Source organism: Burkholderia sp. AU4i (assembly GCF_000466765.1).
GTDB classification, from domain to species: Bacteria; Pseudomonadota; Gammaproteobacteria; order Burkholderiales; family Burkholderiaceae; genus Burkholderia; species Burkholderia cepacia.
Window position 1 is genome coordinate 48,704 of record NZ_ASSI01000138.1, and the last position, 19,406, is coordinate 68,109.

Annotated in this window: 16 protein-coding genes and 2 pseudogenes; 6 read left to right on the plus strand and 12 right to left on the minus strand. The window is 62.5% G+C overall.

Annotated elements, in window-relative coordinates:
* Positions 1 to 83: 83 nt before the first annotated feature.
* Positions 84 to 1,430 carry a type VI secretion system baseplate subunit TssK gene (gene tssK, locus L810_RS29030; protein ID WP_011350756.1) on the plus strand — a complete coding sequence of 449 codons (1,347 nt, stop codon included), beginning with the start codon at positions 84 to 86 and terminating at the stop codon, positions 1,428 to 1,430.
* Complete coding sequence (gene icmH / locus L810_RS29035) at positions 1,427 to 2,209, plus strand: type IVB secretion system protein IcmH/DotU (RefSeq protein WP_021161821.1); 783 nt, start codon at positions 1,427 to 1,429, stop codon at positions 2,207 to 2,209. Before tssK ends, icmH begins: the two co-directional genes overlap by 4 nt.
* Positions 2,210 to 2,301: 92 nt before the next feature.
* Here the strand turns inward: icmH and L810_RS45835 are convergent, their stop codons facing one another.
* The 10 genes and pseudogenes from L810_RS45835 to tssI all read right to left on the minus strand — a co-directional run bounded on the left by L810_RS45835 (position 2,302) and on the right by tssI (position 14,668).
* Positions 2,302 to 2,997, minus strand: coding sequence for a DUF7716 domain-containing protein (locus L810_RS45835; RefSeq protein ID WP_021161822.1), 696 nt, complete (start codon positions 2,995 to 2,997; stop codon positions 2,302 to 2,304).
* A complete protein-coding gene (locus L810_RS29045; RefSeq protein WP_021161823.1) occupies positions 2,994 to 3,359 on the minus strand; it encodes an immunity protein Imm33 domain-containing protein in 366 nt (121 codons plus the stop codon). Before L810_RS29045 ends, L810_RS45835 begins: the two co-directional genes overlap by 4 nt.
* Entirely contained in the window at positions 3,356 to 3,796 is a 441-nt protein-coding gene (locus L810_RS29050; RefSeq protein WP_021161824.1) for an SMI1/KNR4 family protein, read from the minus strand. Before L810_RS29050 ends, L810_RS29045 begins: the two co-directional genes overlap by 4 nt.
* A gap of 52 nt (positions 3,797 to 3,848) precedes the next feature.
* Positions 3,849 to 4,337 (minus strand): DUF4265 domain-containing protein, encoded by a 489-nt coding sequence (locus tag L810_RS29055; protein ID WP_021161825.1) that lies wholly within the window; start codon positions 4,335 to 4,337, stop codon positions 3,849 to 3,851.
* A gap of 103 nt (positions 4,338 to 4,440) precedes the next feature.
* Positions 4,441 to 5,217, minus strand: a complete 777-nt coding sequence (locus L810_RS29060) for a hypothetical protein (RefSeq protein ID WP_042976615.1) — start codon at positions 5,215 to 5,217, stop codon at positions 4,441 to 4,443.
* A gap of 92 nt (positions 5,218 to 5,309) precedes the next feature.
* On the minus strand, positions 5,310 to 5,633 hold the full coding sequence (locus L810_RS29065; protein ID WP_021161827.1) for a DUF7716 domain-containing protein: 324 nt from the start codon (positions 5,631 to 5,633) through the stop codon (positions 5,310 to 5,312).
* Positions 5,634 to 6,084: 451 nt separating this feature from the next.
* A pseudogene (locus tag L810_RS49805) lies at positions 6,085 to 6,321 on the minus strand (RHS repeat-associated core domain-containing protein); the annotation flags it as partial.
* Positions 6,322 to 6,424: 103 nt separating this feature from the next.
* The gene (locus L810_RS47590; protein ID WP_155644055.1) at positions 6,425 to 6,760 is read right to left on the minus strand and encodes a hypothetical protein; all 336 of its coding nucleotides are present in this window, start codon (positions 6,758 to 6,760) and stop codon (positions 6,425 to 6,427) included.
* A complete protein-coding gene (locus L810_RS29070) occupies positions 6,750 to 11,435 on the minus strand; it encodes an RHS repeat-associated core domain-containing protein (protein WP_021161830.1) in 4,686 nt (1,561 codons plus the stop codon). Before L810_RS29070 ends, L810_RS47590 begins: the two co-directional genes overlap by 11 nt.
* A gap of 53 nt (positions 11,436 to 11,488) precedes the next feature.
* Positions 11,489 to 14,668 (minus strand): type VI secretion system Vgr family protein, encoded by a 3,180-nt coding sequence (tssI, locus tag L810_RS29075; protein WP_021161831.1) that lies wholly within the window; start codon positions 14,666 to 14,668, stop codon positions 11,489 to 11,491.
* A 363-nt stretch (positions 14,669 to 15,031) separates the two neighbouring features.
* Between tssI and L810_RS29080 the strand changes: the two genes are divergently transcribed.
* The gene (locus L810_RS29080; protein WP_021161832.1) at positions 15,032 to 15,832 is read left to right on the plus strand and encodes a transporter substrate-binding domain-containing protein; all 801 of its coding nucleotides are present in this window, start codon (positions 15,032 to 15,034) and stop codon (positions 15,830 to 15,832) included.
* A gap of 59 nt (positions 15,833 to 15,891) precedes the next feature.
* Here L810_RS29080 and L810_RS29085 read toward each other — a convergent pair whose 3' ends face one another.
* Together L810_RS29085 and L810_RS29090 are read right to left on the minus strand one after the other, a co-directional pair.
* Positions 15,892 to 16,095 carry a hypothetical protein gene (locus tag L810_RS29085; protein WP_027788527.1) on the minus strand — a complete coding sequence of 68 codons (204 nt, stop codon included), beginning with the start codon at positions 16,093 to 16,095 and terminating at the stop codon, positions 15,892 to 15,894.
* A 354-nt stretch (positions 16,096 to 16,449) separates the two neighbouring features.
* Entirely contained in the window at positions 16,450 to 16,992 is a 543-nt protein-coding gene (locus tag L810_RS29090) for a DUF6622 family protein (RefSeq protein WP_021161834.1), read from the minus strand.
* Between the two features lie 414 nt (positions 16,993 to 17,406).
* Between L810_RS29090 and L810_RS29095 the strand changes: the two genes are divergently transcribed.
* The 3 genes and pseudogenes from L810_RS29095 to L810_RS49300 all read left to right on the plus strand — a co-directional run.
* A complete protein-coding gene (locus L810_RS29095) occupies positions 17,407 to 18,492 on the plus strand; it encodes a sensor histidine kinase (protein ID WP_081712921.1) in 1,086 nt (361 codons plus the stop codon).
* 1 nt (position 18,493) lies between these two features.
* Entirely contained in the window at positions 18,494 to 19,228 is a 735-nt protein-coding gene (locus tag L810_RS29100) for a LytR/AlgR family response regulator transcription factor (protein WP_021161836.1), read from the plus strand.
* A gap of 18 nt (positions 19,229 to 19,246) precedes the next feature.
* Positions 19,247 to 19,336, plus strand: a pseudogene (locus L810_RS49300) (transposase); the annotation flags it as partial.
* Positions 19,337 to 19,406 lie beyond the last annotated feature (70 nt).

Sequence of the window (19,406 nt, forward strand, 5' to 3'; positions counted from 1 at the left end):
ATTAACAAGAGTTAACAATTGGCGATTTAATTCGGGCACGAACGAATCGATTACATCGCAACGCGACATTAACCGGATTTGACATGAGTTATTCGGCCAAGGTGCTGTGGGGGGAAGGGCTGTTCCTCCGGCCTCAACACTTTCAGCGACAGGACGCGTACCACGAAGCGCGCCTGTTCGAATCGATCCAGGCGATCCAGCCGTACAACTGGGGCGTGCGCTCGGTGCGCATCGACCGCGACGCACTCGGCAGCAACGTGCTGCGGGTGGCCGAGCTCGCGCTCGTGTTCCCGGACGGCGCGCTGTATGCCGCGCCGCAGGCCGACGACCTGCCGCCGCCGATCGCGCTGGACACGCTGCCTGACGGCATCAACGAATTCGTGTTCTATCTCGCGCTGCACCCGCTGCGCGAGAACGGCACCAACTACAGCGACGATCCGGCCGCCGGCTTCATGACGCGTTTCGTCAGCGAGCAGACCAGCGTCGGCGACAACTTCACCGATGCAGCCGAAGCCGACATCACGTTCCTGAAGACGCAGGTCAAGCTGATCGCGCACAGCGAACCGCGCGACCAGCTGCTGTCGGTGCCGCTCGTACGCGTGCGCCGCACCGCGACGTCCGGTTTCGAGATCGACGACAGCTTCGTGCCGCCGTGCCTCGCGATCGACGCATCGCCGATCCTGCACCAGCGGCTGCGCCAGCTCGTCGATGCGCTGCAGGCGAAGGTGAACGCGCTGTACGGCTTTCACCGCGAGCCGTCGAAGAACATCATCGAGTTCCGCTCGGGCGACATCGCGTCATTCTGGCTGCTGCACACCGCGAACGCCGCGTTCGCGACGCTCGCGCACCTGCACCAGCATTCGGCGCTACATCCCGAGCGGCTGTTCCAGGAACTGCTGCGCCTCGCGGGCCAGCTGATGACGTTCTCGAAGGGCTACACGCTCGCGGACCTGCCGGTGTACCGCCACGACGATCCGGGCCCGAGCTTTGCGCGTCTCGACCTGATGCTGCGCGAGCTGCTCGACACCGTGATCTCGACGCGCTACTTCGCGATCACGCTCGACGAGGTGCGCCCGTCGTTCCACCTCGGCCGCCTCGATTCCGGCAAGATCGACGACAAGACCGAGTTCTATCTCGCGGTGTCCGCGGACATGCCGAGCGTCGAGCTCGTCGATGCGGTGCCGGCCCGCTTCAAGGTCGGTGCGCCCGACGACGTCGACAAGCTCGTGCTGTCGGCGATGCCCGGCGTGCGGCTGTCGTACACGCCGCAGGTGCCGCCCGCGATTCCGGTGCGCCCCGGCGCCTGCTACTTCGCGCTCGATTCGCGCGGCGCGCTGTACGAGCGCATGCTGCAGGCCCAGTCCGCGATGATCTACGCGCCGACTGGCATCAATGACCTGAAGTTCGAACTGATCGCGGTCACATCATGAGCTACGCGCCTTCCCTGTTCGGCGACAACGCGCCGCCTCCCCTGCATACCCCGGCGTCGACGGATGCCTCGTTCCAGGCCCGTTCGCTGCTCGACCTGCTGTACGACGGGTTCTTCATGCTGTTCCTGCTCAAGAACAGGCGGGAGCCGGATAGCGCGAGCGAGTTCAGCACGCGGATCCAGGAATTCCTGTCGGATTTCGAGCGTGGCGCGAAGAAGCTGAATATCGCGGCCGAGGATGTGTACGGCGCGAAGTTCGCGTTCTGCGCGGCCATCGACGAGATGGTGCTGTCGTCGCAGTTCAAGATCCGTGCGGACTGGGAACGCCGACCGCTGCAGCTCGTGCTGTTCGGCGAGCAGCTCGCGGGCGAGAAGTTCTTTCAGTATCTCGAGGAGTGCCGCGCGCAGGGTGCGGCGCGGCTGCAGTCGCTCGAGGTGTTTCATATGTGCCTGCTGCTCGGGTTCCAGGGCAAGTATCTGCTCGAAGGGCCGGAGAAGCTGGCTTACCTCACCGCGCGGCTGGGGGACGAGATCGCGCATATGAAGGGCAAGCGGGCGCCGTTCGCGCCGCATTGGCCGTTGCCGGATCAGATTGCGCATCGACTCAAACGCGAAGTGCCGGTTTGGGCGATCGGGGCGGTTTTTGCGCTGGTGGCGCTCCTCGGGTATCTCGGGCTCAATACGTATCTGAAGGACAAGACGCTGCAGGCGTTGGCGCCTTATTCGCAGGTCATCAAGGTCGGGCCGGAATCGGCCAATTTGACGATTTCGCTGCCTTGAGGAGCGGAGGCTTCTCTGCCTCGCTTCCCGATGAGAAAGGACCGCCCCGGCGGTCCTTTTTTGCTGCGACGTCCCGTTCGTCGTGCTCGCGGCTACTCGCCGTTCGAATCCAGATCGAGGAAGTCGTCGTGGCGATCGAAGTGGTTGAGACAGCGGACGAGGTCGTCGATCGATGCGCCCGGTTTCTGACGACAGGCCAGATCGACGACGTCCTGGAAGTGCTCGCACGAGTAGCGGAATACGTAACCGAGCTCGGTGACCCGCTCGGGGTAGCGCTCGCGATCGTCGTCGTCGACCTGTACCTTGTCGCCGATATAGATCGTCTGCCGAGGACACCAGTCTGCATCGCCGTCATTTCCGTACACATCGTATTGCCACGCCGGATCGTAGCCCTCCGGCCGTTCGGCCTTCGCGCGCACAACCGCGATGAAGTCGGCAAGCGTGAATGTCCTGTCCTTGAAATCTTCCGGGCCGCGAATCTGCAATCCGATGCGCTCGCATTCGATACGCGCCAGCAATCGTTCGGCCCTGTCACGCTCGCACGCCAGCAGGCCGGCATCGAGGTCTCGTGCCGCCGCAAGCGCCCGCTCCAGGAACGGACGCGCCGATCCGCTGCGCGACGTCTCGCACATCAGGTCGCCCAGCGCGACGAGCGACTGGGCGAGTACAACGCGATCGCCCTCCTGCTCGGCCTCGGTCAGCGCAAGATGCAGCACGGCTTCGCCCCGATCCGTCATGCCATGATCGAGCAGCATCAGCGCCTTGCGAAAGGTCTGCCGCGCACTCACCGCGACGCCTCGTTGCCGGGGAGATTCATCCAGACGTCTTCGTAGCCGGCGTCGTCGATGATGAAACGCGCGCCGGGCGGCAGCATCAAATAGGGCAAGACCAGCGGCAGGTAGGTGGGCAGATGTGCGGCGTGCAGCGGCTGGTAGAAGGCGGGCGCCTCTGAATATTCGCCGCAGTGGAAAAACCAGCCGATGTCATCGCCTTCCGACAGCACGATGCGCGTGCCATAGACAGGCATCCGCCCGAGCGTCGATATCGCGACCGCAACCTTGTGCCCGGGTTCGGCAGCACGCAGAGCGTATCGCGCACACACGGCCTCCTGGCGTTCACGTAACCCCGCCGGATCATCCGTCAGGTTCATTTCCCGCTCCCCTCCATGCCGTCCTGCATCGACAGAAAAGCCGTGAAACTGTCGGATACCGGCGTCGTCTCGCCCGTCTCGTGCGACCAAAGGACGACGGCCGGTTCGCACGATGCCCCTGTCCGGTCGTAGTCGAAGCAATAGTAGTCACCCGTCCCGAACTCGGCAAACGGTAACAGATTCGAGAAATCGGCATCCGTGTGGTCGAAGTTGTCTCGCCACGCGCGCCAACCCTCACTGTAGTGCCGAACGATCGAATTCCAGGTCTTGCGCGGATTGCGCGCATCGAAGACGGGGAACACGGACAATCCGCCAAGCGACCTGCCGTTGTTGAGCAGCAGCCATGTCGCGAACGAATGCGGCAACGCGCGGCCGAGTGATGCTTCGGCTGCTTCGATTTCGGCCACGGTCGTGCCGATGGTCGGTGTGCGGGTCATCGGTTGATCTTCCTGTCGGTATCTCCGACGTACACGTGTTCGATGTTGCGCGTCACGGCTTGAGCCACCAGTCGAGCAGCGTTTCGTCGTCCGGATCCTCGAAGTTCCGGTAGATGTTCGCGTAATACCAGGCAAGGCCGGTTCTTGCCGTGAAGCCGTCGAAGACAGTACGGATTCGCTCGCCTCCCGCACCGGACGGCACCGATAGCGCGAGCGATCCGCCGTAACGACCGTCGAGCGTACCGCTCAGTTCGGATTCGACCTCGCTCGCAAGCCGGTCGATCTCGTGATCCGGAATCGCGTCGCCATAGATCTGGATGCAGTAGTTTCCGCCGCGCTTCAGTACCATGGCTGGACGATCGGGGTCATCGATGCGGACAAGATCGCCTTTCGCGAGATTCAGCGCCAGGCCGGGCGATGCCAGCAATTCGTAAATGCCCGGCTCGACCTGACGCGCGGGAAGTTCTTCATGAACCGGTGCATCTCCGGAGCTACCTGCGTAGACGTGGATCAGGTCGTCATCCTGGTCGGGGTCAAGCATGTCGTTCTCGCCGTAAGTAAGACCGTGTTTCGGTCAATCACTTCTGTCACCCGGGGCTGCTTGCGGATTGGCCTGCGCATTGCTCGAGACTGCTCGCCCGCACTCACCCGCCGACCATCTCCATGAACACCGCCGCTTCCGCATCGGGCAGCGCCTCGCCTATCCGCGCCCGGACTTCAGCAAGGAATGCCGGGCGGATTTCATACGTGTCGTCGAAGATATCGCGTGAGTACCTTCCAACGTACAACTCGCACCAGATACACAGCGCGTGGGCGAAGTGCGTGAGGGATGACGCAACGCGCAATGGTGCCCAGGAGCCCGCGCCGTGGCGGTCGAACAGCACATCGCCTCCCGGGACGACGATGACGGGATCGCCGCCCATCTGACCCAGCACGATCCAGTCGTCGTGCCATCCGGACAGACGCCGGCCCGATGCGTCGACACGATAGCCGGCCTGGCCACGCGCGAGACTCGCCTGGTTGCCGTACAACAGGAGGTCGTCAGCGGTCCAGGGAATCGACAGATCGACATCGTCGAGTGCGCTGAACCATGCGGCAATTTCATCGCTCACGGAGAGGGAACTCGCGTGCATTGCATGATCGGGCGCAGGTGCGCCGATGCTTGCGTGCACGCCCACAGTGTCGCGAATTCCGACGAGGAACTGCTTCAGATCCCGATTGTGCATCGTGCCTCCCGGCGACATGGCGCCCTGTCGAATCGCTTGCGAACGATACAGGTCTCGGGTCTCTCTGTCAGCCGCATGACGGCACTTGAATTCACCGAAATCGTCGATGGAGTCATCGGTCGCTAAACGACTTGCGACCATCGCATCCTGGACAACGTAATGCGCCGCGGGATTGCCGAGATAGACGGTGCCCAAAATGCATCCTCCTCGAGAAATCGAACGAGCGGATTGGCTGCAATCAGGATGTCCCGCCAGGATTTCAAGACGACGTGTGGCAAACCACGTCGTCAGAACAGGATGAATTCATCGTTCTCTACGTAAAAGACGAATGCGTCGAGCAACTGCGAAACGCTCGGTTCGTCGATTTGGTCGTGGGCGTTGATCACGATATCTTCGATCGTCGCACTGTTCAGCGTGATGCTCCAGTCGGGTTGCAGCGCGATCGAGGACGATGCATCGTCTTCGGCATGTTGCGCGTCTGCCGAGAATGCGCCCTCTGTATCGAGCGTCCACGGCTTAGGCGGTAGATGGAGCCAACCAGAGAAGTCGCCGGGCGTTTCGAGGATCTGCTTCAGGCTGACTGTGGTCGTCAGGTCGGTTGTTGCGAGCATCGGTTGTAGGGGTGGGAGTGACGTTTGGCGGCGCGGACTACACGACGCCGTGACATGCATGTGCGATATCGTCGGTGGATTCCCGTGAGCGCCGCAAAGCGCGTACGTAGTTCGTCAGCATCACGGAATCGGACATCAGCGCTCGCGCACGATACCGCAAAAGGTCGTGATTATGCCAATGAAGCGAGGGGCGAAACCTGCCACCATTTTTGTGGCGGGGCGATTGAACAACGTGTTGGCTGCACGCTGCGGCCGGTCACTCAGACCCTTGAAGCACGATCGCTGGCGTATCGAAGTAACCGTACTTCGGCAATGAACTCGTCGCGGCGTCCTGATAGATGTGATGCGACTCATACAATCCCTCTGCCTTTTGCGTGTCGCGATGGCTCCCCACCTGAATGCCGGCCTCGTCGAGAATCCTCTCGCAGTCCTTGGGGCAGGGGCGGCATTTCGCCAGTCTGAGCGGATCAACCCAATCGACTGGATTGGGCGCGTATTGATACCCGTTCAGTCCACCTGCCAGCCCGATCGGGTCCTTAGACAGGAATCGGCCGCTGTAGCGATCTTAGTACCGATGCCGGTTGTAGTGCAGCCCCGTCTCGTGGTCGAAGTACTGCCCTTGGAAGCGGATCGGGTTACGGATACTCGCCTTGCGCGCCGCCTCGCTGATGACTTCCTTTGCTTCGCCTCAAGGCCAGAGGCAAGGGAGCTTCAAAATTCACGTTGTACTGGAACTGCTGATCACCACCACGACATGAACAAGGGACCGCATCTGCGCCCCCTTTTTTCTACTAACGCATGTAGATTGTCTTTAGAAGCTCCCCGTTTTCAACGGCGTACACATATGTCACTCCACGCCCGTTCTTATACATCCCTTGATCTGCGATCTCAAACGGCACTCCATTGACCTCGTAAGCCGGAAGAGGAGCAAATGAAACAGCAACTAAACTCTCATTTTTCCCAAAATCAATCGAAACCTTATAGTCTCCCAAAGACCACTTACCCTTTGATAGCCTTCCAAATTCCGCCAAAGCCAGACCAAATATCTCGAAACAATCTCCACGAAAAGAGAAATCACTTGGATACTTAGTTGCCAACTCGAGAATATCGTCTTGACTATAGATCACGAGCACCTCCCATGACTGTATAGACCTTGATCTTACCACTTGGCGTACCCAAGTATGAGCGATGACATTTGTTTTTGAGCGCTGCAAGAGCACTGATTTCTTTATCTCTTCTTGAGAAATCGTCGCTATTGAAATCATCCCTACTTGGATCTGATGTTCTGACAACCTCTCCGTTCGCTCCCAGTACGGAATAATCTCCATGCGTATGATAATCACCTACGATGGTCGCACCCTTCGGTACTTGTGGTAATGCCAAAGCAGGGATGAAGGTTCGGCCCGTACCAGGAACAGGGACCGTCGCAAAATACTTCCCCCCTTTTTCATAGACTAAGCCACCGAATTCTTTATTCATCCGGATAGACTTACCCATGACCGATTCGAGCGCGCTACGTGCGGCAGCATCGGCGCACCCTCCGCTATGGGGCGTTCGAGCCAGTCCAAGCGGATCAGTCCAATGAACGGGATTGTTGGCGTATTGAGAGACGTTGATGCCGCCCGCCAACCCAATCGGGTCTGTCGAGATGAACCGTCCCGAGTTCGGGTCGTAGTACCTGTGTCGGTTATAGTGCAGTCCCGTCTCATCATCAACCTGCTGCCCCTGGAACCGCAACGGATTCCGCGCCACGATCCCCGCCGCCGTCGACACCCGCGCGATTACTTCCCGCGCTTCACCCCACGCCTTGTACGACGCTTCCCACACGACGTCACCATCGGCATCCGTCAGCAACTGCGGCGTCCCGATCTGGTCGCAGTGGTAATAAAACAATTCGGCATCCACCCGATGCTCCGGCATCTTCTGCAACGGATCGTCCTCCGGCACGTACCGATCGGTACTCTTCCACTCGGGCGTAGCAATTCCTTCCACCGGCTCGGCCACGTACTGCGCCAGGGGCACGAACGTCCCGGGCTCATAGATATAGTGCGTGCCGTGCTCTCTATTGCTTTCATAGGCCAGCGTGTCCCCATCCCACCCGAACACCGTCCGCTCACCGTTCACCTCCTTTGCAATCCGGCGGCCGAACGCATCGTAGAAGTAGCGCGACTGACTCTGCCTCGACGTTTCCGCAACCCGAGCGGACAACAACCGATTGAACTCGTCCCACTCATACTTCTGCTCACCGGCGGGCGTGCGCTTGTGATTCAGGTTCCCCCGCGTGTCGTATTCGAAGTGCATCCCCGCATACGTCTTCAGCAGGTTACCGAGTACCTTCGGCACCTCGGGCGGCAATGTACTTTCCGGCCTCACCGGACTCGGCCGTGACGCAGCCACCTCCCTCGACTGAACCGGATCGATGAAGTTGCTCGCCGGATCAAACGCAAACCGCTCCTTCGCAACCGGGCCAATCGCCTCGATCAGTCGCCCGACCGGGTCATAGCGGTAGTCGATCCCACCCTTGCGGCTATCCTCGATTCGCGAAAGTTGCCCTGCCGCGTCGTAGCGATACCGCTGCTCTGCGAGCGGTGCGGGCGACATCGACCGCTGAATTGTCTGTTGCAGCAAGCGTCCTGCAGGATCGTATTGTGTGCGCTGTCCGACCTTGCTCGATAGCACCCGCACTGTCTCGCGGTGCAGGTCATCGCGTTCGAACTGCACACGCTCCTCACCATCGAGCAGCATTCCGTGCACATGACCCGAGCCATACCTCAGCCAGTCGATCGCATGGCCATCCGGCCGCACGGTACGTCGTCGGTTGCCGAGTTCGTCGTATTCGTGGTGCCAGACATAGCTGCGCCGCTCGCCGAACAGATCGTAGGCGTGATGCTCACGCACCAGATTGCCAACCGGATCGAAGAAGAACTGCACGCGACTGCACCGGTTCACCGCGTCGATCAATCTACCGCTCGGGTCGTACGCAAACCGTTCCTCGCTTTCCCCCGCCACACGCTTCGTCAGGCGGCCATTCGCGTCGACGTTAATCGACGTCACGCAACCCGCTTCATCAACCGAAACAAGGCTGCCGCTGTCCCGGTCGTATTGATAACGCGTCGACTTGCCGTCAAAACCGATTTCCTCGATCAACCGCCCCGCCGGATCGTAGTGGAACTGGTACGTCGCAAGGTTCGCATCGGTCAGCGCGGTCAAGCGGCCGAGACGGTCGTAGCGATACGCAATCGTCTGCCCGAGCGCATCCGCGCGGCTCGCAATACGACCCACTGCATCGTAGCCGTATCGGGTCGATCGATTGAGTTGATCCGTATGCCGCAACAACCGACCCTCAGCGTCGTATTGCACGTGCTCGACGCCGGCCGGCGAACGCGTCTCCGTCAATTGGCCGTTCGGGCCATAACCATAGGCAACCACGCCACCGGACGCGTCCTTTGTCTCGATCACGCGGCCGATATCGTCGTACCGCCACTCCGTCTTCTTTCCGGAGCAGTCCGTGTAGCTCGTCAATTGCCCGGCGTCGTTGTATTCGAGTGCCTTCGAGCCGCCCTTCGCATCGGTGATCTGCGTAGGCAACCCTTGGTCGTTGTAGGCGTACTTCGTCGCATGCTCGAGCGGATCGATTTCCTCGACGACATTTCCGGCGGCGTCGTACTTGCGCTGCCAGACATGACCGTTCGGATCGACGAGCCGGATCATCCGATCCTTCTCGTCGTACGCCATCTCGACAATGCTGCCATCCGCGCGCTCGTGCCACGTCCGGTTACCACGCGCGTCATAACGCATCTGCTCGATGCTACCGTCTTGCAGAATGTGCAGCGTCAGATTGTCGTGCTCGTCACGCCGGAACCATTCCTCGCTTCCGTCCGGATAGGCGATTCGATAGACGTACCCCTTGATATTGAAGTAATAGCGTGACATCTGACCGAGCGCATCGGTCACGTAGGTCAGTCGAATGTTCGGATGCCATGCAAGGCGGATATCGAGGCTGCCGTCGTCCGCGTACTCGCGCACGCATTTCGCGTTCGCGTTGTCTTCAGCGTCCGCGCCGTCCCATACAAGCGTCATTCCGCGGCCGGTGCGATCGGTATAGCGTGTCACAAGATGGCGGTGGTACTGATAGCTCCACGCGTTGCCGTACCGGTCGGTTGCGCGCACGAGATCGCCCGCTTCGTCATAGGCGTAACTCGCAAGCGTACGACGTTTCCCGTCCTCGAGCACCTGCTCGATCAGCACGACTCTCCCTTGCTTGTCGTGCTCGAACGACAGCACGTTGCCACTCGCATCGATCAACCGTGCCACGCGGTCGAGCGCGTCGTAATCGAGCGTGATCGTATTGCCCGCACGGTCCTTCTGCATCGCCAGCCGGAACGCATTGCCGCGCCGTTCATACGCGTGAAGCTGGTCGTGACCGTATGCAATCGTGACCCACGTCTCGTCCAGACGCGTCAGCGTCAGGTTTTCCGCGAGATCGTCATGCGCACCTCCGACTGGAAGCGCTCGATATTCGATGCTGCGCCCGCTGGCGTCGCGAAAGAACCATGTATCGCCTTCGACATCGATGCGCGTCGTATAGGGCGTGAGCCATCGCGCGCCAAGTTCCCCGTTGTCGTATGCGGAGAGGCGCGACCGATAAGTACGCGCCCAGACGAGCGGCAGTGCGCCGGGCAGTTCAAAGTCCGCGTGAGTGAAAGTCTCATCGCCGAAAGCGAAATCGATCGACCCAGTCGACGCGCCAACCCCACAACCTTTACAAGGACTCTGGCCAGCACCTCCCGCATGCGCCTGTTGTCCGGTCGCACCTGCCGGCTCCTGAGGCCGCTCATGCTGCGCCCGCCCCTTGCCGCCGGGCGGTACGTCGGCGGTCTTTTCATGAAGCTTCCCGCGCGCGCGCACCCTTGCCACGGCCTCGATCACTTGCGCGATCAGCCACAGCATCTTGCCTTCTTCACTGCCGTTCAGATCGCGGATCGCCTTCGCGACTTTCGGTGCCTCGGTCTTCAGGAACGCAACGATATCGCGGAACGGTTGCAGCCACGAATCCGGAGCAAGCTTCGCAGCAGTCCCGGCCGTCGCGTTTCCGGCTTCCTTCCCCAACGCGATCGAACCTTCGTACCCGTACTCGATCGCGTCGACCACCAGCATCGGGTTGTACCAGGACCGCTTGTCCATCTTCTGAGCGATCTGCGCAGTACGCCGCACGTTCGCGCTACTGTCGAAAATTTGCCCTTTGAGGGCGAGTTCCAGTCCGGTCGCAATACCGACCATCAATTCCTGCGCCTTGTGCGCGCAGTCGTTCAGCAGTTCAACAAGAACGTCCTGCAGGGTCTTCAGGAAGTTTTCGATTTCGGTCGCGGCAGCGGCGTTGACGTGCGTTACAAGCACAGAAATGAGCGCCGCCCCAAGATTGCCTCGCGAAATCAGCAATTGATTGCGCACGAGCGCCAAAAGCGGGCGCGCCGACAGGCGAAACGATGCCAGCGGCGGCGGAACCGGAATGACGCCGATCAGGTTGATTGCAAGCCCAAGGTAGTCGAGCAGATTGGCGTGGCGCTTCTCGACGATCATCACGATGTCGCAAACCGCGTCGTAAAACGCCATCAGGTTGCCGATGATCGGCACCGCGCTCGCGAACGTTTTGAGATCCTCGAACGAAATGTGATTACCGCTGATCTTGAGCAACCACTTATTGAAACGGTCGCCCCCCGCCGCCACATCTTTCGGCGAAATATCGCTGAGCCAGGAAACGGCCTGTTCCTTCTCGGCGCCCGGTGGAAGTTGTTGTGCCATGTCGTTCTTCGTTCAGTTCGTTATATTAGGGCGGCTGACGAGCCGCCGCTCTCTCAGGATTTCAGCGGTCCACCGAATCCGCTCGTGGGCAGCTTCATGCCGGTTGCCCCTGCAGCGGATGCCGCCGTCGTAGCGCCCTTGCCGGCGATCCCCGCGACACCGGGCAGCGCCCCCTGCAGCATCCCAGATGCCGCATTCGCCGCCGGGGCGGCCAGCGCCGCGAGCCCGCCTTGCCGTGCCGCCTGCACCATCCCGGCCACCTGCTTCGCGGCCCCGCTCAGGCTCGAAGCCGTCTGCAACGCCGATGCCGCACCCGCGCCACCGAGCGCAGTCGCAGCAGCCGGCAACGCGGAACTCGCGAGCCCGCCCAGCGCCGCGCCGGCACCGCCGCCGCTCAGGAGCCCCATCGCGACATTCGCCGCAGCTGGCGCCATCCCCTGCAAGTGGCTGGCAAGCTGCCCGGTCGCCGCAGTCTGCGCGGCCTGCGGCGACGGCTCGATCGGCTCGGCCGGCCATTTCGCCTGCTTGAAATAATTCGCCGGCTGATCCGACTCGCGTGGGTCCTTCCCGAACTCGACGCGTACCGCGCCGGGCGGCAGCCCGCTCACGACCGTATAGCCGCTGTTGTCGAGCGCCCCTTTCTTCAGTATCGAACCGTTCACGTCCTTCACCGTGAACAGTCCGCCCTTCACCGCCTCGCCGTTCACATACTTGTGAAACAACTCCAGTTGCCCTGGCTGATCCGGCCGCGGGCTCGGTAACGGATACCCCATGCTCGCCGGCCCCGCGAACGTATGCGACGCTCCCTTGATGTCAATCTTTCCAGGAGCATGAATCTCGACATTGCCGTCCTTGATCCGGATGTATGCCCCGCCACTCGTCAGCAGAATCCCCTGGTCGGCCGCGATCTCGATCTGCCCCGTCGCCGACACCACCTTCACCGCCTTCTGCGCGATTACTTCGATGTTGTCCGACTGCGCCTGGATCTCGACCTTGCCCTTGCCGGCAAACAGCTTCATCCCCGCGTTCTGCACGAACAGGCTCAACTTCTGCCCGATGCTCCCGATCAGCGACTTGCCCGCGGCCACGTGCACGCTCTGCCCGCTCGCCACGTTCACATGATCGTTCGCGACCACATGCACCGACTGCTGCGTCGACATCCCGATCCCCGACGGGCTGCCGAACAGCATCACCGGTTCCTTGAACGCGTTCGCGTTACCCGTGCCGCCGCCTGCCGTGCGCCCGCCGGATGCGCTGCCCGATACACTGTCCTGCGTCGCATCGGTGAACGCGCGCATCGTGTCCTGCGCGTCCTTCAGGCTTTCCGCCTGATGCTGCTCGCTCACGCCCGACATCGCCTCGACAAGGCTCTCGCCCGTCACGAGCTGCTGCTGCGCTTCCTTCACGTCGAGCGGCTGGCTGTTCGCCGCCTTCGGGTGCGTCGTCACGTACAGGCCCTGGCTGGCTCGCACCGCGCCGTATGCGTCCGAGCGCAGGTCGAACCCGCTGCCGAGGTACGATCCACGCGAATTGCCGTTCTGGTCGATGATGTAGCCCAGATGCAGCAAGCTGTTCGCGCTGCTGCTCATCAGCTGCACGCGGTTCTGCCCGGTTGCATCATCCATCACGAGCTGGTTGTACCCGCCGCCGGAATACTCTTTCGATCGGTAACCGGACAGGATCCCGTCGGTATGCCACTGCGGCTGGTTCGCGCCGTTATACACGCGCCCGACCGCCAGCGGCCGATCGCAGTCGCCGCCGACGTAGTCGATCAGCACTTCCTCACCGATGCGCGGCACGTGCACACCGCCGTAGCCGCCGCCGGTATCCGACTGCACCACGCGCACCCAGCACGACGCGTTCTCGTCGCCCGGATTCATCCGATCCCACACGAACTGCACGCGAATCCGGTTCAGCGAGTCGGTATAAACCTCTTCGCCCTGCGGCCCGACGACGATCGCCGTCTCGAGGTGCATCTCCGGCTTGTGATGCTCGAACGGGCTGCGATATGGCACGTTCACACGCTGCGCCTCGACCTCGACGAGATAGAAGCCGGTCGAGCCGTCGTCATGCGGCACGCGAAACATGGGACTGGCGCCGTAGCCTTCCTGTGCGCCTGCCAATGCCTCGCGCAGGCAATACGGAAAATCCGCGCTGTCGCTCGCAACGGGCAGGTTGTTCTCGATCCACCACGCGACCTCGATCACGGCGAATTCGCGCTGATCGGCGGAATCGCGATCATGCTCGGGATGCTCGGTCAGCGTGAAGCGCCGGCCCGCGTCGATCGCGCGCACGCCGCCTGCGGCATGGAAGCGCTTCGCCTGCGACTCCCATTCCTCCATCTTGACCTTCGTCAGATGGTCGCCGCGCGTCTGGTCCAGATATGTATAGGCGCCCGTGTACTCGTATACCTCGAGCTGGTCGGGCAGTTCGCCCTGGCCGGCCATCGTCGGCAGCGACGTACCTTTCGGATTCGACGGCTGCGCAGGATTCTTGTAGTCGAACGTGCGCGTCGATCGCGTGACGCTCTGCAGCGTGCGCGTGCCCGACCATTGCGTGAACGCGTCGGCTTCGCTGGCCGAGCCGCCACGATAGAAGCTCACCGTCTCTGGTGACAGCGGCGCAAACGCCTGCAGGTTGTCGGTGATCACGAGCGTGTGCGACTTGCCGTCGTCGGCCTGCTGCCATGCGCAGTAGAGTCCCTCGTCCTCCATCAGGCGATGCACGAAATGCCAGTCGGTGTCGTGCTGGCGCGTGTACGAGCGATTCGGCAACGGCTTTGACAGCGCGAAGCGGAAATGGCCCTTGGCCTGCGGATGCTGGTTCAGCACATCGCTGATGATCTGGTCGACGGTCGTGTCGTTCCAGAACCGCTGGTCGCGACGGAACTTCAGGAAATGGGTGAAATCGGCGAACGTGAGCTGATAGGTTGTGAGCCCGCCGTCGGCGCCCAGCCGGCGCGCAGTATGTACGTATCCGCTGATCGGACGATAGCTGCGGTTGCCTTGCTCGATCCACAGCGTGACAGGCTGCGCGATCAGCTTTTTAAGCTCCAGATCGCCTTCGGTCGACAGCACGTCGAGCGTGAACTCGTACGCGCGCCCGATACGCGAGCGGCCGACTGCCCGCTGCACGGTCAGGACGTTGCCTCCCAACGGAGTATCGAGCTTCAGCAACCGATCCTGCTGAAGCAATCCGCCGCGCAATGCGGCAATTGTGTTCTGCATGTTCATGAACGGCCCTTGTTCTTATGACGCACCCTCGGATGGCGCAGTATTCGATTTATTTCGCGCGATTTTACAGACAAATTACAAAGCGAATCTGAAAAATGACCGGACTTAAAAGAGCATTTTCCAGGCAATCGAAACAAATCAGAGGAGGCACGGCAGGCCGGTTACTCACCACCAGCCATCCCCGCCCTCGACGATCCCATCCGTCGTCTAGCGCGCTCCCATGAAATCGATCTCAATCAGGGCCAATTCGACTTCCGGCGCGGCGCGGTTGCGAGTAGTGTCTACATGCCCGTATTCCGGCCGCCCCCGGGTTCGACCGATACCCGGCGCTCACCACACGACATTGACCTCTGGAGATCTGCGATGAAACGTTCGAAGTTCCTGCTGTCGGGCCTGCTGCTCGCGTCGGCCCTCGGCTTCACGGCCGTCGCCGCGCACGCCGACGACCTGCTCGACTCGGTCAAGAAAGCCGGCGTGCTGCGCGTCGGCCTCGAGGGCACGTATCCGCCGTTCAACTCGCGCGGCACGTCCGGCCAGCTCGAGGGTTTCGACGTCGACGTCGCGAACGCGGTCGCCGGCAAGCTCGGCGTGAAGACGCAGTTCATCCCGACCGAATGGAGCGGCATCATCGCCGGCCTGCAGGCCGGCAAGTTCGACGTGATCGTCAACCAGGTCACGATCACGCCGCAGCGCAAGGAAGCGCTCGACTTCAGCGAGCCGTACACGTACTCGGCCGCCCAGCTGATCCAGCGCAAGGACGACACGCGCAACTTCAAGTCGCTCGACGATTTCAAGGGCAAGAAGCTCGGCGTGACGCTCGGCACCAACTACGACCAGATGGCGCGCACCGTGCCGGGCATCGAGGTGCAGACGTATCCGGGCGCGCCGGAGAAACTGCGCGACCTCGCCGCCGGCCGGATCGAGGCGACGCTCGACGACCGCCTGATGCTGCCGTACATGATCAAGACGTCGAACCTGCCGCTGCGCGCGGGCGCAGTGCTGAACGGCGGCAAGCAGGAAATGGCGATCCCGTTCCGCAAGGGCAACCCGAAGTTCGAGAAGGCGATCAACGACGCGCTCGACTCGCTGCACAAGGACGGCACGCTGAAGAAGATCTCGATGCACTGGTTCGGCAGCGATGTGACCGTGCCGGTCGCGCAGTAAGCGGCCAGGCGCTTGAACGCGTCACGCCATTCGCTTCGGTGAATGCGTGACGCCTCCCCTCAAGCCGCTTCGTCGAAGCGCGCCAGCAGCATCTGGCCCACCGGTGTCAGCGCCGGGCGCGCGGCCACGGCGTTCATGCGCATCTGCGTATCGTCGACCAGCCGCTTCTCGACCAGCACGGCAAAAGCCGGATTCGACGGATCGACGCTGTCCGGCGCACGTGCAACACGCAACAGCATCGAGAATTCATGCGGGCTCAGCATGGTCCCTGTCTCCTGATCGTCCGCGATCCGGTTCGAACCGGCGTCGATCGCATTTTCGAATGTAATGGCGCGTGGCATGACCGCCGCGCCGCCGGGAGCGAGATCCCGGCAGGCCTGCCTGCGACGCGGGCACGTCGTCGCTAGGGGGGTTGCTTGCGCACGCCGCGGTTCCGGCGATGCCGCCGCGACGGGAACGTGCAACGTTATGGGCGCACCATGACGCGACCATGACAGGAAAACAGGGCGCAAGACAGCGCGCGTTACATGCCGCGTCGATTCGATGCCGATCCAATTGACGAAGACGGATCGCATGCTCGGCCGGCGGTTTTCTGCGCGCCGGTTGTTTCGCGCCCTTCATCGGGGGTCGACCGAATACGGGAACCCGCCGCTTGCGGAGCCGCTCGCATGGCGCATGCAGCGCACGACCACGTTCACCGCGCGCCCGAGCGTCATCCCGACGAGCACGCCCCATACCGCGAACGACAGCATCACGAAGCCGCTCGTCGCCGCCCACGGCGCGTGCACGGCGACCGCGTAATGGATGCCGGTCTCGGCGACGAACGTCAGCATCAGCGTGACGAGCAGGCTGGCGTCGCCGGGCAAGCGCACGCGCAGGCCCGACGACGCCGGACGATACTCGAGCCGCCACCGGCTCGCGTGCAGCCAGCCCAGCGCTGCGCCGCCCAGGACGGCCGCCAGCGCAATCGCGTTCGCGTCGATGCCGGCATGCGGAAAAAGCCCGTTCAGGCTGACGATGCCGAGCATCCCGAACGCGATCGGCGAAATCAGCGGTCGTGCCGCCGGCACCTCTCGCGGGAAACAGCGCTTGATGCCGATGTAGAGCAGCACGCAGAACATGACGTACACGTAAGGCTTCAGGTGAAGGAGCGCGGACATGGTCGAAGTCGCCTGATCGGAGTGGACACGGCAACACCGTACTGCGCCGCTCAGGCAGACGGCACCGCTTGCGACGGGCGGCCGGAATTTGCGGACGAGTTGCGCGTCGCGGCGATGATCGTCCGGCGAATCGGGACGAATGACGCGCCACCGAATCCGGCCGCCGGCGACGTCCGAGCTGAATGGTCCGCGCTCTCCCGCCAGCCGGCGATTCGTGCTCGACGCGCAATCGGCAACACCCCGTGTCCTTCCGCAGCGCCTTCCACTACACTCGTGGCGGAAACCGGCCAACCGTCGGCAGCCGAAGCGCTTCGTCGAAGCCGCGCGCCGTTCGTCGCAACGCGCGCGTTATCGGCCCGTCCGGCAGTAAGGTCAGGCCATCGGCGCAGCGCGCGCCCACCTTCACCCGACACCATGCGAGCCACGTCCGACCCGTCGCCGATTCCGCAGCCACCCGCCGGCGCCCCGCCGCGGCTGCTGCGCGATCCGGCCGCGCTGCTTGCGTTCGCGTGCTTCAACTCGGTCGTCGGCCTCGGGTTCTGGGCGATCCATTTCAACGAACCGCTGTTGCCCTACCTCGTCGTCGCCAACACGATCGGCTTCTGCGCGCTGCTGTTCAGCCACGCCGCCGACCGGCTGCTGCCGCGCAAGCCGGGGCTCGCGCTGAAGACCGTCGTGATTGCGCCGGCCAGCGTGCTCGTCGGTTTCGAGATATCGGCAGCGATCGTCCGCGGGAACGTGCCGCACGTGTTCGGGCGCGCCCGCGTCGGAACGTGGGACAACTATGGGCCGTCGTTGCTCATCTCGGCGATCCTGTTCGTGTGCGTATCGTTGTTCCTGCAATCGATGCGCATGCGTACGACGCTCGAGACCGAGCGCCGCGAAGCCGCCGAAGCGCGCCAGGCCGAGACGGCCGCGCGCCTGGCACTGCTGCAGGCGCAGATCGAGCCGCACTTCCTGTTCAATACGCTCGCGAACGTGCAGAGCCTGATCGAACGCGACCCGGCCCGCGCATCAACGATGCTCGACAGCCTGAACCGCTACCTGCGCGCGAGCCTGCGACGCACGCGCGATGCGACGTCCACGCTCGGCGAGGAACTCGAACTCGTTGAAGCACTGCTGAAGATCGCATCGATCCGGCTCGGCGAGCGGCTTTCTTATACGATCGACGTGCCGGCCGATCTGCACGCGCTGCCGTTCTCGCCGCTGCTGCTGCAACCGCTCGTCGAGAATGCCCTGCTGCACGGGATCGAGCCGTCCATCGACGGCGGCGTGATCGTGATTCGCGGCAGGATGCGTGGCGACAAACTCGAACTCAACGTGATCGACACGGGCGTCGGCCTCGGCAAAAGCGACACGCGCCTGCATGGCGGCGTCGGGCTCGCCAACGTCGCAGCGCGCATCCGGACGCTGCACGGCGAGCGTGGCCGAGTCTGCGTCGAAACGAACGCCGCCGCCGCGCATGGCGTCATCGCTACCCTGCTGATTCCGATCGACTGACATGCCGACCGCCCTCATCGCCGACGACGAACCGAACCTGTCCGCCTCGCTCGCGCAGCGGTTGGGGCAACTCTGGCCCGAACTGGAAATCGTTTCGATGCCGCGCAACGGCATCGAAACGCTGGCCGCGCTGAACGCGTCGCCACGCCCGGACATCGCGTTTCTCGACATCAGGATGCCCGGCATCGACGGGTTGAAGCTGGCCGCGCTGGTGCCGGACGTGCATGTCGTGTTCGTCACGGCCTACGACGAATATGCGGTCGATGCATTCGATCGCGCGGCCGTCGACTACCTTTTGAAGCCGGTGACGGACGAGCGGCTGCTGCGGTGTATCGCGAAGCTTCAGCGCGGCGGGCCGGCGCTTGCGCAGGCCGATGCGCTTGCGCAGGCGGCACAAGCAAGAGAAGCGGTGCCGATCCGCTGGCTGACGGTAGGCGTGAAGGATGCGACGCGACTCGTTTCGGTCGACGATGTGCTGTATTTCCAGGCATCGGAGAAATACACGGAAGTCGTCACGGCCGGCGAACGGCTCGTGATTCGCACGCCGCTGAAAGAGCTGATGCAGCGGCTCGATCCGGAGCGGTTCGCGCAGGTGCATCGCGGCGTGATCGTTGCGTATGCAGCGATCGATCGTATCGAGCGCGACTTGCTCGGGAGATTGCGGATTCGCGTGCATGGGCAGCGGGAAATGCTGCCCGTCAGTCGTGCGTATGCGGGGTTGTTCAGGCAGATGTGAGGGGCATGCATGAAGATCGCGGATCTGTGCCCCAAGCACGGCATATCGGATGCGACGTTCTATAGCTGGCATAGCCGCTACGGCGGCATGGATGAGTCAGGAGCACGATCACACTTCGCGAATTACTCGCATCGATCATCAAGAGGGCACGCGCATTAGGTATTCGCGCAGAGGCTTA

Bases quoted from the DNA above. Each gene is read 5' to 3' on its own strand.
- tssI (WP_021161831.1), bottom strand. From the start codon at position 14,668: ATGAACATGCAGAACACAATTGCCGCATTGCGCGGCGGATTGCTTCAG.
- L810_RS29050 (WP_021161824.1), bottom strand. From the start codon at position 3,796: ATGACCCGCACACCGACCATCGGCACGACCGTGGCCGAAATCGAAGCA.
- L810_RS29095 (WP_081712921.1), top strand. From the start codon at position 17,407: ATGCGAGCCACGTCCGACCCGTCGCCGATTCCGCAGCCACCCGCCGGC.
- L810_RS29065 (WP_021161827.1), bottom strand. From the start codon at position 5,633: ATGCTCGCAACAACCGACCTGACGACCACAGTCAGCCTGAAGCAGATC.
- icmH (WP_021161821.1), top strand. From the start codon at position 1,427: ATGAGCTACGCGCCTTCCCTGTTCGGCGACAACGCGCCGCCTCCCCTG.
- L810_RS29100 (WP_021161836.1), top strand. From the start codon at position 18,494: ATGCCGACCGCCCTCATCGCCGACGACGAACCGAACCTGTCCGCCTCG.
- L810_RS29045 (WP_021161823.1), bottom strand. From the start codon at position 3,359: ATGAACCTGACGGATGATCCGGCGGGGTTACGTGAACGCCAGGAGGCC.
- L810_RS29070 (WP_021161830.1), bottom strand. From the start codon at position 11,435: ATGGCACAACAACTTCCACCGGGCGCCGAGAAGGAACAGGCCGTTTCC.
- L810_RS29055 (WP_021161825.1), bottom strand. From the start codon at position 4,337: ATGCTTGACCCCGACCAGGATGACGACCTGATCCACGTCTACGCAGGT.
- tssK (WP_011350756.1), top strand. From the start codon at position 84: ATGAGTTATTCGGCCAAGGTGCTGTGGGGGGAAGGGCTGTTCCTCCGG.
- L810_RS29080 (WP_021161832.1), top strand. From the start codon at position 15,032: ATGAAACGTTCGAAGTTCCTGCTGTCGGGCCTGCTGCTCGCGTCGGCC.
- L810_RS29085 (WP_027788527.1), bottom strand. From the start codon at position 16,095: ATGCTGAGCCCGCATGAATTCTCGATGCTGTTGCGTGTTGCACGTGCG.
- L810_RS29090 (WP_021161834.1), bottom strand. From the start codon at position 16,992: ATGTCCGCGCTCCTTCACCTGAAGCCTTACGTGTACGTCATGTTCTGC.